This is a genomic window from Pseudomonas sp. MPB26 (assembly GCF_046605355.1).
Taxonomy (GTDB): Bacteria; Pseudomonadota; Gammaproteobacteria; order Pseudomonadales; family Pseudomonadaceae; genus Aquipseudomonas; species Aquipseudomonas cedrina.
In genome coordinates, this window is record NZ_CP176793.1 from 2,295,913 (window position 1) to 2,309,676 (window position 13,764).

14 protein-coding genes are annotated in these 13,764 nt (G+C 60.9%); 11 read left to right on the plus strand and 3 right to left on the minus strand.

The features are described from left to right. The first annotated feature begins 15 nt into the window (after positions 1–15). The 3 genes from ACLH0H_RS10545 to ACLH0H_RS10555 all read left to right on the plus strand — a co-directional run bounded on the left by ACLH0H_RS10545 (position 16) and on the right by ACLH0H_RS10555 (position 2,778). A complete protein-coding gene (locus ACLH0H_RS10545; protein ID WP_411381951.1) occupies positions 16–687 on the plus strand; it encodes a fumarylacetoacetate hydrolase family protein in 672 nt (223 codons plus the stop codon). Between the two features lie 123 nt (positions 688–810). After that, on the plus strand, positions 811–1,737 hold the full coding sequence (locus ACLH0H_RS10550) for an SdiA-regulated domain-containing protein (protein ID WP_411381952.1): 927 nt from the start codon (positions 811–813) through the stop codon (positions 1,735–1,737). Positions 1,738–1,857: 120 nt separating this feature from the next. Beyond that, positions 1,858–2,778 (plus strand): SdiA-regulated domain-containing protein, encoded by a 921-nt coding sequence (locus tag ACLH0H_RS10555; RefSeq protein WP_411381953.1) that lies wholly within the window; start codon positions 1,858–1,860, stop codon positions 2,776–2,778. A gap of 112 nt (positions 2,779–2,890) precedes the next feature. On the opposite strand, the gene rpiA is transcribed toward ACLH0H_RS10555, so the two are convergent. After that, entirely contained in the window at positions 2,891–3,562 is a 672-nt protein-coding gene (gene rpiA / locus ACLH0H_RS10560; RefSeq protein WP_411381954.1) for a ribose-5-phosphate isomerase RpiA, read from the minus strand. Positions 3,563–3,700: 138 nt separating this feature from the next. On the opposite strand from rpiA, the gene ilvA reads away from it, so the two are divergent. The 4 genes from ilvA to ACLH0H_RS10580 are packed head-to-tail and all read left to right on the plus strand — an operon-like array spanning position 3,701 to position 7,395. Continuing rightward, entirely contained in the window at positions 3,701–5,215 is a 1,515-nt protein-coding gene (ilvA, locus tag ACLH0H_RS10565; RefSeq protein ID WP_411381955.1) for a threonine ammonia-lyase, biosynthetic, read from the plus strand. Between the two features lie 42 nt (positions 5,216–5,257). After that, the gene (locus ACLH0H_RS10570; protein WP_411381956.1) at positions 5,258–5,671 is read left to right on the plus strand and encodes a DUF2269 family protein; all 414 of its coding nucleotides are present in this window, start codon (positions 5,258–5,260) and stop codon (positions 5,669–5,671) included. Positions 5,672–5,680: 9 nt separating this feature from the next. After that, a complete protein-coding gene (locus ACLH0H_RS10575; RefSeq protein WP_411381957.1) occupies positions 5,681–6,931 on the plus strand; it encodes an SDR family oxidoreductase in 1,251 nt (416 codons plus the stop codon). After that, complete coding sequence (locus ACLH0H_RS10580) at positions 6,928–7,395, plus strand: DUF2269 family protein (RefSeq protein ID WP_411381958.1); 468 nt, start codon at positions 6,928–6,930, stop codon at positions 7,393–7,395. The genes ACLH0H_RS10575 and ACLH0H_RS10580 overlap by 4 nt, the downstream gene beginning before the upstream one ends. Before the next feature lie 112 nt (positions 7,396–7,507). Here ACLH0H_RS10580 and ACLH0H_RS10585 read toward each other — a convergent pair whose 3' ends face one another. After that, positions 7,508–8,164, minus strand: a complete 657-nt coding sequence (locus tag ACLH0H_RS10585) for an HAD family hydrolase (RefSeq protein ID WP_411381959.1) — start codon at positions 8,162–8,164, stop codon at positions 7,508–7,510. Between the two features lie 143 nt (positions 8,165–8,307). On the opposite strand from ACLH0H_RS10585, the gene ACLH0H_RS10590 reads away from it, so the two are divergent. After that, the gene (locus ACLH0H_RS10590; protein ID WP_003176750.1) at positions 8,308–8,787 is read left to right on the plus strand and encodes an RNA pyrophosphohydrolase; all 480 of its coding nucleotides are present in this window, start codon (positions 8,308–8,310) and stop codon (positions 8,785–8,787) included. Positions 8,788–8,809: 22 nt separating this feature from the next. After that, entirely contained in the window at positions 8,810–11,089 is a 2,280-nt protein-coding gene (ptsP, locus tag ACLH0H_RS10595; RefSeq protein WP_076951914.1) for a phosphoenolpyruvate--protein phosphotransferase, read from the plus strand. A gap of 98 nt (positions 11,090–11,187) precedes the next feature. Here the strand turns inward: ptsP and ACLH0H_RS10600 are convergent, their stop codons facing one another. Continuing rightward, entirely contained in the window at positions 11,188–11,934 is a 747-nt protein-coding gene (locus ACLH0H_RS10600; protein WP_411381960.1) for an NRDE family protein, read from the minus strand. Between the two features lie 121 nt (positions 11,935–12,055). On the opposite strand from ACLH0H_RS10600, the gene ACLH0H_RS10605 reads away from it, so the two are divergent. Continuing rightward, complete coding sequence (locus ACLH0H_RS10605) at positions 12,056–12,838, plus strand: sulfite exporter TauE/SafE family protein (RefSeq protein ID WP_411381961.1); 783 nt, start codon at positions 12,056–12,058, stop codon at positions 12,836–12,838. Between the two features lie 77 nt (positions 12,839–12,915). Beyond that, a complete protein-coding gene (lgt, locus tag ACLH0H_RS10610) occupies positions 12,916–13,728 on the plus strand; it encodes a prolipoprotein diacylglyceryl transferase (RefSeq protein ID WP_076951910.1) in 813 nt (270 codons plus the stop codon). Positions 13,729–13,764: the final 36 nt, after the last annotated feature.

Below are 13,764 nucleotides of genomic sequence, written 5' to 3' on the forward strand. Positions count from 1 at the left end.
TGAAGGAGTCGTTTCATGAGCTACCAGCACAAGTACGTCGACGGCACCAACATCCACTTTCCGGTCGGAAAAGTCGTGTGTATCGGACGTAACTACGCCGAACATGCCAAGGAACTGGACAACCCGGTACCCACCGAGCCGTTGTTGTTCATCAAGCCGGGCAGTTGCGTGGTGCCGTTGGAAGGCGGTTTCAGCATCCCGACCGAGCGCGGTTCGGTGCACTACGAAGCGGAAATCGCGGTATTGATCGGCAAGCCTTTGTCAAACAAGCCCAGCCGTGAAGAAGTGTTGGATGCCATCTCCGGCTTCGCTCCGGCCCTGGACCTGACCTTGCGCGACAAGCAGGCCGAGCTCAAGGCCAAGGGCCTGCCATGGGAAATCGCCAAGTCCTTCGACGGCGCGGCGGTGATTGCACCGTTTGTGGTCAGCAGTACCTTTGCCGACGTGACCGACATCGGCATTCGCCTGAGCATCAATGGCCAAGTGCGTCAGAACGGCAACAGCTCGCAAATGCTCAACCCGATCATCCCGATGATCCAGCACATGGCCGGCTGCTTCTCGCTGCAAGCGGGCGATGTGATCCTCACCGGCACCCCGGCTGGCGTGGGTCCGCTGAATGTGGGCGATGAGCTGGTGCTGGAATTGTCGGGTGTGAATCGCTTCGAAAGCGTAGTTCGTTCAGCCTGAAGAAATGCGATCGAAATGTGGGAGCCGCAAAATCCAAGGTTTTGCATTTTTTTCACACGCCATCCGGATAATCCTTGGCCTTGTGCTACCCCCCTAATGCTGACTTTCCGGAAAAAGCGCCCAATGGCCGTGCCTCTGCCCTCCGCCACACCCAAGCCGCGTTCTCGTTTTGCCCTGCGCTGGTACTCCTGGCTGCTGCTGACCGGCGTGATCGTGTATGGCGTTGCCTGGATCATGCACTGGGATGATCGCGGCGTGCTGTGGGTGCTTGAAGGCTTCGAAACTTCCGCCGAGCGCCAGGAAAGCGTGTGGCTGCCGGACTACCATGCGGTCATCGATGGCAAGCTTTTGCCGGGGATGGAGAAGGACGAAGCGTCCGACATCGCTTACAACCCTCAGACCAAAACCCTGTTTTCAGTGATGGGCAAGAACCCATTCCTCGTCGAGTTGACCCTGCAAGGCGAGGTGTTGCGCAAGATGCCGCTCAACGGCTGGGAAAACCCCGAAGGCGTGACGGTGATGGAAAACGGCCTGATCGCCGTGGTCGACGAGCGCCAGCATAGCCTGACCATCATCAAGGTCGACGCGGCCACCCAGCAATTGAACAAGGCTGACTTCCCGGTGTATGACCTGGGTCCGTCCAAGGACCAGAACAAAGCATTTGAAGCCGTCACCTGGGACAAGCGCAACCAACAGCTGATATTGGGCGAAGAGCGCCCGCCGGCGCTGTTTACCTGGAAAAGCGACGGCAGCCAGACGTTGGCCGGCGACAAGCAAAAGCGGGCCAGTTCCGAACTGGACATGCGTAACCTCTCTGCCTTGGCCGTCGACCCACGTACAGGCCATCTGCTGTTGCTGTCGGCCGATTCCCATCTGTTGCTGGAGTTGGACGAGAAGGGCGGGCAAGTGAGCTTCATGACCTTGCTCGGCGGGTTCAATGGCCTGAAAAACACCATTCCACGCGCGGAAGGGGTGACCATGGACGAGGACGGCACGTTGTACATGGTCAGTGAGCCAAATCTGTTCTATCGTTTTGAAAGGCAGAAATAACAGATAATTTACGTCGGATATTTCTCTTTGAGCGGCATTCGCCAGACATCAGGGTGCGTTTAAGTTTAAATTCAGACAGGCGTGATATTCATTCGCCACTTTTGATTTTGAGCCCGCCCAATGCGACGACTAGCCCGCCCCAAACCCATCTTCTTTCTTCTTGCGCTGATCGCCCTGGTCAGCGCCGGGGTCGTTGCGCAGCACTTTCGCCTGTTCGAGCGCGCCTGGTTCAACTGGCAAGCGTGGCGCCAGCCGGCCAATGAGCGCTCCATTGGCCTGGCGGATTACCGTGTGGCCATCGAGGCCCAGGTAATCGAAGGGCTCAATGACGATGTTTCGGCCTTAACCTACGACCCGGTACGCAAAAGCCTGTTTACCGTCACCAATAAAAATGCCGAGCTGATCGAGCTTTCCCTGGAGGGCAAGATCCTGCGGCGCATCCCCTTGGTGGGGTTTGGCGATGCCGAAGCGGTGGAATTTATCAGCGACAACATCTATGTCATCAGCGATGAACGCCAGCAGCGCCTGATCAAGGTGCATGTGGATGACGACACGCAATTTCTCGACGCAGCCGATGCGGAGCAAATGACCCTGGGCCTGCACGTTGGCGGCAATAAAGGCTTTGAAGGTTTGGCCTATGACTCGGTGGGCAAGCGCCTGTTCGTGGCCAAGGAACGCGACCCGATGCTGATCTACGAGGTCCATGGCTTCCCCCATTTCAAACCGGAAAAAACCTACTCGGTGCACGTGATCAACAACCCCAAGCGCGATGCAGGGTTGTTTGTGCGTGACCTGTCGAGCCTGCAATACGATGAACGCAGCGGCCATTTGCTGGCGCTGTCGGATGAGTCGTTCCTGGTATTGGAGCTGGATATCGATGGTCGCCCGCTGAGCAGTCTGTCACTGCTGAACGGGCGCCATGGCCTGAAAAAGCGCGTGCCCCAGGCGGAAGGGATCGCGATGGACGATGACGGTAACTTGTACCTCACCAGCGAGCCGAACCTGTTTTACGTTTTTAAAAAACCTGAATCCCTGAAGTAACACGCAACCAATGTGGGAGCGGGCTTGCTCGCGAAAGCGGAGTGTCAGTAAATACATCTTTTACTGATCCACCGCATTCGCGAGCAAGCCCGCTCCCACATTGGGTTTTGCGTCAAGCCTTGAGGGTTTTTACGCCTTCAGAGGTGCCGAGCAACAGTACGTCGGCAGGACGCGCGGCAAACAGACCGTTGGTGACCACGCCGACGATCGCGTTGATCTGCGTCTCCAGCTTCACCGGATCGGTGATCTGCATGTTGAACACGTCGAGGATGATGTTGCCGTTGTCGGTCAACACGCCTTCGCGGTACACCGGGTCGCCGCCCAATTTGACCAACTCGCGGGCCACGTGGCTGCGGGCCATCGGGATCACTTCCACTGGCAGCGGGAACGCCCCGAGTACCGGCACCAGCTTGCTGGCGTCGGCGATGCAGATAAAGGTCTTGGCCACGGCCGCGACGATCTTTTCGCGGGTCAGGGCCGCGCCGCCACCCTTGATCAGGTTCAGGTGTTCGTCGCTTTCATCGGCGCCGTCGATGTAGAACTCCAGGTCGCTCACGGTGTTGAGCTCGTACACCGGAATGCCATGACCCTTGAGGCGCGCGGCGGTGGCTTCGGAGCTGGCCACGGCGCCGTCGAACGCGCCCTTGTGCCGGGCCAGCGCATCGATGAAACAATTGGCGGTGGAGCCGGTGCCGACACCAACGACGCTCTTGTCGTCGAGTTTGGGAAGGATTAAATCGACAGCGGCCTGGGCCACTGCCTGTTTGAGTTGATCCTGGGTCATGCGGGCTCCGGAACGGGCGGGAACTAAAGGGGGGCGCGAGTATAACCCAACAAAACCTCGGGATTCGTGTGGTCGCCCGGCCAAACGCTGGGTTAGACTCCTTGGCCCTGTCCAACCCGCCCAAGTGAACCTGCGCCGATGCTTGAACACTACGTCAAAAAGATCCTCACCTCGCGCGTTTACGACGTTGCCGTAGAAACCCCTTTGCAGACCGCCCGCCAGCTTTCCGAGCGGCTGGGCAACAAGGTCTGGCTCAAGCGTGAAGACTTGCAGCCGGTGTTCTCGTTCAAGATTCGCGGCGCCTACAACAAGCTGACCCAACTGAGCACTGAAGAGCGTGCGCGCGGCGTGGTCACGGCTTCGGCGGGCAACCACGCCCAGGGCCTGGCCCTGGCGGCCAAAGTGCTGGGGGTCAAGGCCACCATCGTGATGCCCAAGACCACGCCGGAGATCAAGGTCGAAGGCGTGCGCTCCCGTGGCGGCAAAGTGGTGCTGCATGGCGATTCCTTCCCGGAAGCCTTGGCCTATTCGCTGAAGCTGGTCGACGAAAAAGGCTACGTCTACATTCACCCCTACGATGATCCGCACACCATTGCCGGGCAGGGCACCGTGGCGATGGAAATCCTGCGCCAGCACCCAGGGCCGCTGGACGCGATCTTCGTGCCGGTGGGCGGCGGCGGGTTGATCGCCGGTATCGCGGCGTATGTGAAATACCTGCGCCCGGAGATCAAGATCATCGGCGTCGAGCCGGACGACTCCAACTGCCTGCAACTCGCCATGGCGGCGGGCGAGCGCGTGGTGCTGCCGACCGTGGGCCTGTTTGCGGACGGCGTGGCGGTGGCACAGATTGGCCAATACACCTTTGACATCTGTAAAGACTATGTCGATGAAGTGATCACCGTGAGCACCGATGAAATCTGTGCGGCAATCAAGGACATCTACGACGACACCCGTTCCATCACCGAGCCGGCAGGGGCATTGGGCGTGGCCGGGATCAAGAAGTACGTCGAGACCCGCGGTGTTACGGGGCAGACGCTGGTGGCCATCGACTCCGGTGCCAACGTCAACTTCGACCGCCTGCGCCATGTGGCCGAGCGCGCCGAGCTGGGTGAAGGGCGCGAAGCCATCATCGCCGTCACCATTCCCGAGAAACCCGGCAGCTTCAAGGCCTTCTGCGAGGCCGTGGGCAAGCGCCAGATCACCGAATTCAACTACCGCTACCACACCGGCAGCGAGGCGCACATTTTCGTCGGCGTGCAGACGCACCCCGAAAACGACCCACGCAGCGCGTTGATCGCCAGTCTCACCGGCCAGGGTTTCCCAGTGCTGGACCTGACTGAAAATGAACTGGCCAAGTTGCACATCCGTCATATGGTCGGCGGGCACGCAGCCAAGGTCAGCGATGAAGTGGTGTTTCGCTTCGAATTCCCGGAGCGCCCGGGTGCCTTGTTCAACTTTCTTAACAAATTGGGCGGGCGCTGGAACATCTCGATGTTCCACTATCGCAATCACGGCGCAGCCGATGGCCGTGTGGTCGCCGGCCTGCAAGTGCCGGCAGACGAACGTCACCTGGTACCGGCCGCGCTGGAAGCGATTGGCTACCCCTACTGGGATGAAAGCGATAACCCGGCCTACACCCTGTTCCTCGGCTGAGCGACTACGCTGGTGGGGACGGCCTTTAAGGAAAGATGAAACATGGAAACCCTGACCACCCTGAAAGTTATCCACGTCGCGGCCACCGTATTGTTGCTGCTCAGTGGCCTTGGCCTGGCGCTGCTGGCCTGGCGCAAACGCAGCGCCGGCGCGGCGGTGATCGTGCAGCGGCCATGGGCCTTCATCTGGTTATTGATGGGCGTTTGCCTGGTCAGCATGCCGTTCACCGGCTGGTGGCTGGTACACCTTGTTGGCTGGCCGCTGGGGCAGACCTGGATCCTGGGGTCCAGCATCCTCTACACCGTAGCGGCGCTGGCGTGGTTCTGGCTGGTGGCGCGGCTCAATCGGCTGCGCAAGGGCGAGGGCGGCAGCCTGAATTTCACCCTCGTGCTGGCGGTGGTCAGCCTGGTGGGTTTCGTGGCGATTGCCGGGTTGATGGGTGCCAAACCGGTCTAAAGGAGTTTCATGAACATTCTTCTGGTGGGCGCCACCGGGTTTGTCGGACGCCACCTGCTGCGGGCCTTGCAGCAAGCGGGGCACCGTGTGGTTGCAACCTGTCGCGAGCCTCGAAGCCAGGATTGGCCCGGGGTGCAGTGGCGCTCGCTGGATCTGGGCCTGCTGGCTACTGACCCCAAAGCTTTCAACTTTCCTGAGTCCGTTGATGTATTGATCAATGCAGCCGGTCTGCTGAGCGTGGATGCGGCCGAATTAAGCCGGGTGCAGGATCGGGGCACTTGCGCGTTGTTTGATCTGGCGGCGCGGCGTGGCGTTCGGGTCCTGCAGATATCGGCCTTGGGCGCCTCAACGCAGGCCGACGTGCCTTTTCTTGCCAGTAAAGGCGTAGCTGACGATTACCTGCTCGGCCTGAACATCCATTCAGTGGTGCTGCGCCCCTCATTGGTGGTGGGTGAGGGCGGCACCAGCAGTGCCTGGCTCGCCGCGCTTTCGCCCTGGCCGCTGATTCCGTTGTTGAACCTCAAGGCCCACCTGCAACCGGTGCATATCGATGACGTGGTCGGTGCCGTGCTGGCGCTGCTGCGACGCTGGCCTGCCGAATCGATGGTATTGCCCTTGGTGGGGCCTGAACCGATGCGGCTGAGCCAGGTCATCGATCATTTGCGCGCTGCCCAAGGCTGGGGGCCGGGTCGATACGTGCAAGCCCCGTTGCTGAAATTGAGCGGTTGGATGGGCGACCGCTTGGGTTGGCGCGCGCTCAACAGACAAAGCATCACCCTTGCGCAACAGGACAACGTGGCCGACCCGGAGGTGCTGGCTTCGGTCTGCGGCTATTCGGCGGCACCGTTATCCTCACGCTTGCAGGGCTGGCCGACAGCAGCCGTGAGCAGCCAACTCACGATCCGGCCCCTGATGCTGGCGGTGCTGGTACTGATCTGGCTGGGCACCGCAGCCGTGTGCCTGGGGCCGGGATACGATTGGGGCTTGCGCATCATGGCGCAAGCCGGCGTGGACGGTGCCTGGGCGACGCTGGCCGTGATCGGCGGTGCGCTGTGCGATGCGCTGCTCGGCCTGGGATTGCTGGTCCGCCGCTGGCGGCGCCCAGCCCTGATGCTGCAACTGCTGCTGATGACCGGTTATACCCTGTGCATCAGCTTGATTTTGCCCCACTACTGGTTTGACCCCTATGCCGCCGTCGCCAAGAACCTGGTGTTGATGGTGGCCACTTTATGGCTATTTTGGACTGAGCCCCGCCGATGAGCGCTTACCTGCTGTTGAAAACCCTGCATATCCTGTCATCCACCGTCCTGTTCGGCCTTGGCGCCGGCTCGGCTTATTACGCGCTGCGCGCCTGGCGCAGCGGCAAGGTGGAAGTCATCGCTGTGACCTTCAAGCACCTGGTGTTCGCCGACTGGGCGTTTACCGCGACCACGGCGGTGTTCCAGCCGTTGAGCGGTATCGGCTTGATGCACCTGGCGGGGTGGTCGTTGCAGCAAAGTTGGCTGCAGTGGACGTTCGGGTTGTACGTACTGGCGGGGATCTGCTGGCTGCCGGTGGTGTGGTTGCAGATTCGTGTGCACAAAATGGCAGAGCAGGCGCTGAGGGAAGGCACGGCGATGCCGCTCAAGGCGTCGACCTATATGCGCTGGTGGTTTGGCCTGGGGTGGCCGGCGTTCCTGGCGTTCATGGTGATTTTCTATTTGATGGTGGCCAAGCCCATGTAAGGCTTTGGACCGCGTGGACTGCATCGCAGGCAAGCCAGCTCCCAGAGATTGACCGCATTCTTAGGTTGGTACGCGGTTACATGTAGGAGCGGGCTTGCCCGCGATAGCGGCATCAGCTACGCAGGGTAATCACGGGCCAGCCGCGCTTCTCGGCCTCAGCCCGCAGACTCGGATCCGGATCCACCGCCACCGGATGAGTTACTTGCTCCAGCAGCGGCAGGTCATTCATCGAGTCGCTGTAGAAATAGCTGTCTTCCAGACTCAAGCCAGTTTCTTCCAGCCAACGGTTCAACCGCGTCACCTTGCCCTCACGAAAGCACGGCACATCAGTGCTGCGCCCGGTATAGCGGCCGTTTTCCATCTCGCACTCGGTGGCGATCAGGGTGTCCACGCCCAGGCGTGCGGCAATTGGCGCGGTGACGAAACGGTTGGTGGCGGTGATGATCACCAGCTTGTCACCGGCGGCGCGGTGCTTGGCCAGCAGTTCCACAGCCCGCGGCAACATGATCGGTTCGATGCAGTCGCGCATATAGTCGTTGTGCCACTCGTCGAGCTGGGCCATCTCGGTGCTGCCGAGGATTTCCAGGCAAAAGTTCAGGTAGGCGGCGTTATCCAGCTTGCCGGCGAGGTAATCCTGGTAGAACTCATCGTTGCGGGCTTTATAGGCCACCGGGTCGAGAATCCCGCGTTCGCACAGGTAATCGCCCCAAGCGTGGTCACTGTCACCGCCCAGAAGGGTGTTGTCCAAGTCGAATAAAGCCAGGCGCATTGCAGTTACTCGCTGAAAAGTCTGTAAAAAGGCGTCCAGAATACGGTCTTTTCACAAGAGTGCACATAAGGTAAGAAGCCTCGTTGCCGCTGGAACAACCTTTGTGGAACAATGCGGCGACATGCGTTTGCGAGGTTGTTGCCGTGATCGACCCCGATGGTTTCCGTCCTAATGTCGGGATTATTCTTACGAATGATGCCGGACAGGTGCTATGGGCTCGCCGAATCAACCAAGATGCCTGGCAGTTTCCTCAAGGCGGAATCAACCCCGACGAAACCCCTGAAGACGCCTTGTACCGTGAGTTGAATGAAGAAGTCGGCCTTGAGCGTGAAGATGTGCAAATTCTGGCCTGTACCCGTGGCTGGTTGCGGTATCGTTTGCCGCAACGCCTGGTGCGTACCCACAGCCAACCGCTGTGCATCGGCCAGAAGCAGAAATGGTTTCTCCTGCGCCTGATCTCCAACGAGCAGCGGGTGCGGATGGATTTGACCGGTAAACCGGAGTTCGATGGCTGGCGCTGGGTCAGCTATTGGTATCCGTTAGGCCAGGTGGTGACATTCAAGCGCGAGGTTTATCGTCGCGCGCTCAAAGAGCTTGCCCCGCGCCTTTTAGCGCGCGACTGACGACGGAGTTCGACCCCGAGCCATGCTCAATACGCTGCGCAAGATCGTCCAGGAAGTTAACTCCGCCAAGGATCTCAAGGCGGCGTTGGGGATTATTGTGTTGCGCGTCAAGGAAGCCATGGGCAGCCAGGTCTGCTCGGTTTACCTGCTGGACCCCGAGACCAACCGTTTTGTGCTGATGGCCACCGAGGGCCTGAACAAGCGCTCCATCGGCAAGGTCAGCATGGCGCCCAACGAGGGTCTGGTGGGCCTGGTGGGGACGCGTGAAGAACCCCTGAACCTTGAACACGCGGCCGATCACCCGCGTTACCGCTACTTTGCCGAAACCGGCGAAGAGCGCTACGCCTCGTTTCTCGGCGCACCGATCATTCATCACCGTCGTGTTGTCGGCGTGTTGGTCATCCAGCAAAAAGAGCGACGCCAGTTCGACGAAGGTGAAGAAGCCTTCCTGGTGACCATGAGCGCGCAATTGGCCGGGGTTATCGCCCACGCCGAAGCGACGGGCTCGATCCGTGGCCTGGGCCGCGAGGGCAAGGGCATCCAGGAAGCCAAGTTCGTGGGTGTGCCGGGTTCGCCGGGCGCTGCGGTGGGTACGGCGGTGGTCATGTTGCCGCCGGCGGACCTGGACGTAGTGCCGGACAAGACCGTCAAAGACATCGACGCCGAAATCAAACTGTTCAAGACCGCTTTGGAAGGCGTGCGCGCCGACATGCGCAACCTGTCGACCAAGCTGGCGACTCAGCTGCGCCCCGAAGAGCGCGCGCTGTTCGACGTGTACCAGATGATGCTCGACGACGCGTCCCTGGGTAACGAAGTCAAGACCGTCATCAAGACCGGCCAGTGGGCCCAGGGCGCGCTGCGCCAGGTGGTGACCGATCACGTCAACCGTTTCGAATTGATGGACGACGCCTACCTGCGCGAGCGCGCCTCGGACGTGCGCGACCTCGGCCGCCGTCTGCTGGCCTATCTGCAGGAAGACCGCACCACCAATCTGGTCTACCCCGACAACACCATCCTGATCAGTGAAGAACTGACCGCCACCATGCTCGGCGAAGTGCCGGAAGGCAAATTGGTGGGCCTGGTCTCGGTACTCGGTTCGGGCAACTCCCACGTCGCGATCCTGGCCCGGGCCATGGGTATTCCGACGGTGATGGGCCTGGTGGACCTGCCGTATTCCAAGGTCGATGGCATCGACATGATCGTCGACGGCCATCGTGGCGAAGTCTTCACCAACCCCAGCGAGTTGCTGCGCAAGCAGTACGCCGAAGTGGTGGAGGAAGAGAAGCAGCTGGCGCTGGGCCTCGATTCATTGCGCGAGCTGCCGTGCGTGACCACCGATGGCCATCGTGTGCCGCTGCTGGTCAACACCGGCTTGCTCGCCGATGTGGCCCGCGCGCAACAACGCGGCGCCGAAGGGGTGGGGCTGTACCGCACCGAAGTGCCGTTCATGATCAACCAGCGTTTCCCGAGCGAGAAGGAGCAGCTGGCGATTTATCGCGAGCAACTGCAAGCCTTCCACCCGTTACCGGTGACGATGCGCAGCCTGGACATCGGCGGCGACAAGTCACTGTCATATTTCCCGATCAAGGAAGACAACCCCTTCCTTGGCTGGCGCGGCATTCGCGTGACCCTCGACCACCCCGAAATTTTCCTCGTGCAGACCCGCGCCATGCTCAAGGCCAGCGAAGGCCTGAACAACCTGCGCATCCTGCTGCCGATGATCTCCGGCACCCATGAGCTGGAAGAAGCGCTGCACCTGATCCACCGTGCCTGGGGCGAAGTGCGCGACGAAGGCGCCGATGTGCCGATGCCGCCGATCGGCGTGATGATCGAAATCCCTGCGGCGGTGTACCAAGCCAAGGAGCTGGCGCGGCAGGTGGACTTCCTGTCGGTGGGCTCCAACGACCTGACCCAATACCTGCTGGCCGTGGACCGCAACAACCCACGGGTGGCCGATCTTTACGACTACTTGCACCCGGCAGTGCTGCAAGCCTTGCAACACGTAGTGCGCGACGCCCATGCCGAAGGCAAGCCGGTGAGCATCTGCGGTGAAATGGCCGGCGACCCGGCGGCGGCGGTGCTGTTGATGGCGATGGGCTTTGACAGCCTGTCGATGAACGCCACCAACTTGCCAAAGGTGAAGTGGATGTTGCGCCAGGTTGAATTGAGCATGGCCAAGGACCTGCTGGCGGAGCTGATGACGATCGACAACCCGCAAGTTATCCACAGCTCGTTGCAATTGGCGCTGAAGAACCTCGGGCTGACGCGCATGATCAACCCTGCCTCCGCGAAAACCCTCTAGACCGCGTCGCGGCCATCGCAGGCAAGCCAGCTCCCACAGGGGAATGCATTCCAAATGTGGGAGCTGGCTTGCCTGCGATGGCGCCAGTCCAGGCGCCATCAAATCCTCAGCTCTACCTCACCCAGCCTGCCACCCTGCGGCCCAAAACTGCGTTCCACCATCCGCCGCGTCCCGTCGGCATTCACAATCAACACCGTACTTGCCCGCGTCCCGTAACTCGGGCTGGCGATAAACACGCTCGACAGCAGGCTTTCCGTCGCCAAGCCCACGCCGGTATCCGGCAGCTCGGCAAACGCTGCCGTCTGCGGATCACTCAAAATCGCCAGCAACGCCTCAGGTTGTGGATCTTCCAGTACTTCGCTCAACGCCGCCCTGGCCTTGAGCAGCTTTGGCCAGGGCGTATCCAGCCCCGCATTGGACAGCCCATACACCCCGGCTTCCAAGCGCGTGGGTTCGGTCTGATTGGCGTTGTAGTGCCACAACTCATCCTGCGTGCCCACCAGCAGGTTAAACCCGGCATATTCGATCGAACGGCCGTTAACATCCGCTAGATAGTCGTCAATCGGCATCGATCCGCTGAGAAACCGCGCCACCAACTCACCGCGTGATTTGCGTGTCGGCGGCTGGTGCGGGTCGCGGATGTTGGTCAAGGCGGCGAAGCGTCCGTCGGCACTCACCCCCAGCCAGGTGCCGCCCGCTTCCTGGTCGCGGCCGGCGTACACGTGCGGCGCATCCGGCCACTGGGCCAGCGGCAGGCTGGGGCGGGCGTAGAACTCATCGCGGTTGGCCGCGACGATCAGCGGCTGGGCGTGGCACGGCCGCCAGGCAAATACAATCAGGCACATCAGGCGATTTCCCTTTGTGTTTTCTGCCACTTTACCCACTCAGGCACAGGCGTTCCATCGTCTCCAGTTGGGTTGCGCGCCTTCCATCCGTTAACATGCCGGACTTGGTTCGGGGGCTCCCATGGAATTTCTGCTGTATTTGTTGCTCGGCGCCTGTGCGGGTGTGCTTGCCGGACTGTTTGGCGTGGGCGGCGGGATCATCATTGTGCCGGTGCTGGTGTTCAGCTTCACCTTGCAGGGCTTCGACCCGCAGGTGCTGACCCACCTGGCCGTCGGCACTTCGCTTGCGACGATCATCTTTACCTCGGTGAATGCCGTGCGTGAGCATCACCGTCGTGGTGCGGTGCGTTGGCCGATATTTGTGTGGATGACTGTGGGTATCCTGATTGGCGCAGGCTTTGGCGCGCTGACCGCCGAGGCGATTTCCGGCCCTCACCTGCAAAAAATCATCGGTGTATTCGCCTTGCTGGTGGCCGTGCAGCTGGCGCTGGATTTCAAACCCAACGCCAGCCGAACGGTGCCGGGCAAGGTCGGCCTGACCCTGGCGGGCACGTTTATTGGTTGGGCCTCGGCGATCTTCGGGATTGGCGGCGGCTCGCTGACCGTGCCGTTCTTGACCTGGCGCAGCGTGCCGATGCAGCAGGCCGTGGCCACTTCATCCGCCTGTGGCCTGCCGATTGCGCTGGCCAGTGCATTAAGTTTCATGATTCTGGGCTGGCATGACCCGTTGTTGCCCGCTCATAGTCTAGGGTTCGTGTATTTGCCGGCGCTGTTGGGCATTGCCCTGACCAGCATGGTGTTTGCCCGCTTCGGCGCACGCCTGGCACACCGGTTGTCGCCGCGCTTGCTCAAGCGGCTGTTCGCCGGGCTGCTGTTCTGCGTCGGCATCAACTTTTTGCTTTAAACAACCTGAGTAATGCAGGCTTAATCGCGCCCGGGCATGGTCCGGTCGCTATAACGAATGATTAACGAGGAGTCGCAATGCTGCCTTACCCGCAGATCGACCCGGTGGCCCTGGCCATCGGTCCGCTGAAAATCCACTGGTACGGGCTGATGTACCTGGTCGGCATCGGCGGTGCATGGTTCCTCGCGTCCCGACGCTTGAACCGTTTCGATCCGACCTGGACCAAGGAGAAACTCTCCGACCTGATTTTCTGGCTGTCGATGGGCGTGATTGTCGGCGGGCGCCTGGGGTATGTGCTGTTCTATGATCTTTCCGCCTATATCGCCAACCCGACGCTGATCTTCGAAGTGTGGAAGGGCGGCATGGCGTTCCACGGCGGCTTTATTGGCGTGATGATCGCCGCCTGGTGGTTCGGCCGACGCAATGGCAAGTCGTTCTTCCAGCTGATGGACTTCATCGCACCGATGGTGCCGATCGGCCTGGGCGCCGGGCGTATCGGCAACTTCATCAATGCCGAATTGTGGGGCAAGCCGACCGACGTGCCATGGGCCATGGTCTTCCCGCCGTTCAGCGACCCGGCGCAACTGCCGCGCCACCCGTCGCAGCTCTATCAGTTCGCGTTGGAAGGCGTGGCCCTGTTCCTTATCCTGTACCTCTTTTCGCGCAAGCCACGACCCACCATGGCGGTGTCGGGCATGTTCGCGTTGTTCTACGGGATCTTCCGCTTTGTCGTCGAGTTCGTGCGTGTGCCGGATGCGCAGTTGGGCTACCTGGCGTTCGGTTGGGTGACCATGGGCCAGATCCTCAGCCTGCCGATGATCCTCGGCGGCCTGGGCCTGCTGTGGTGGGCGTACAATCGCCCGCAACCGATCAAGAACACCGCGCTTTAAATTCGAATGCCGAGCCTTTTGCTACAGAGCCTCGGC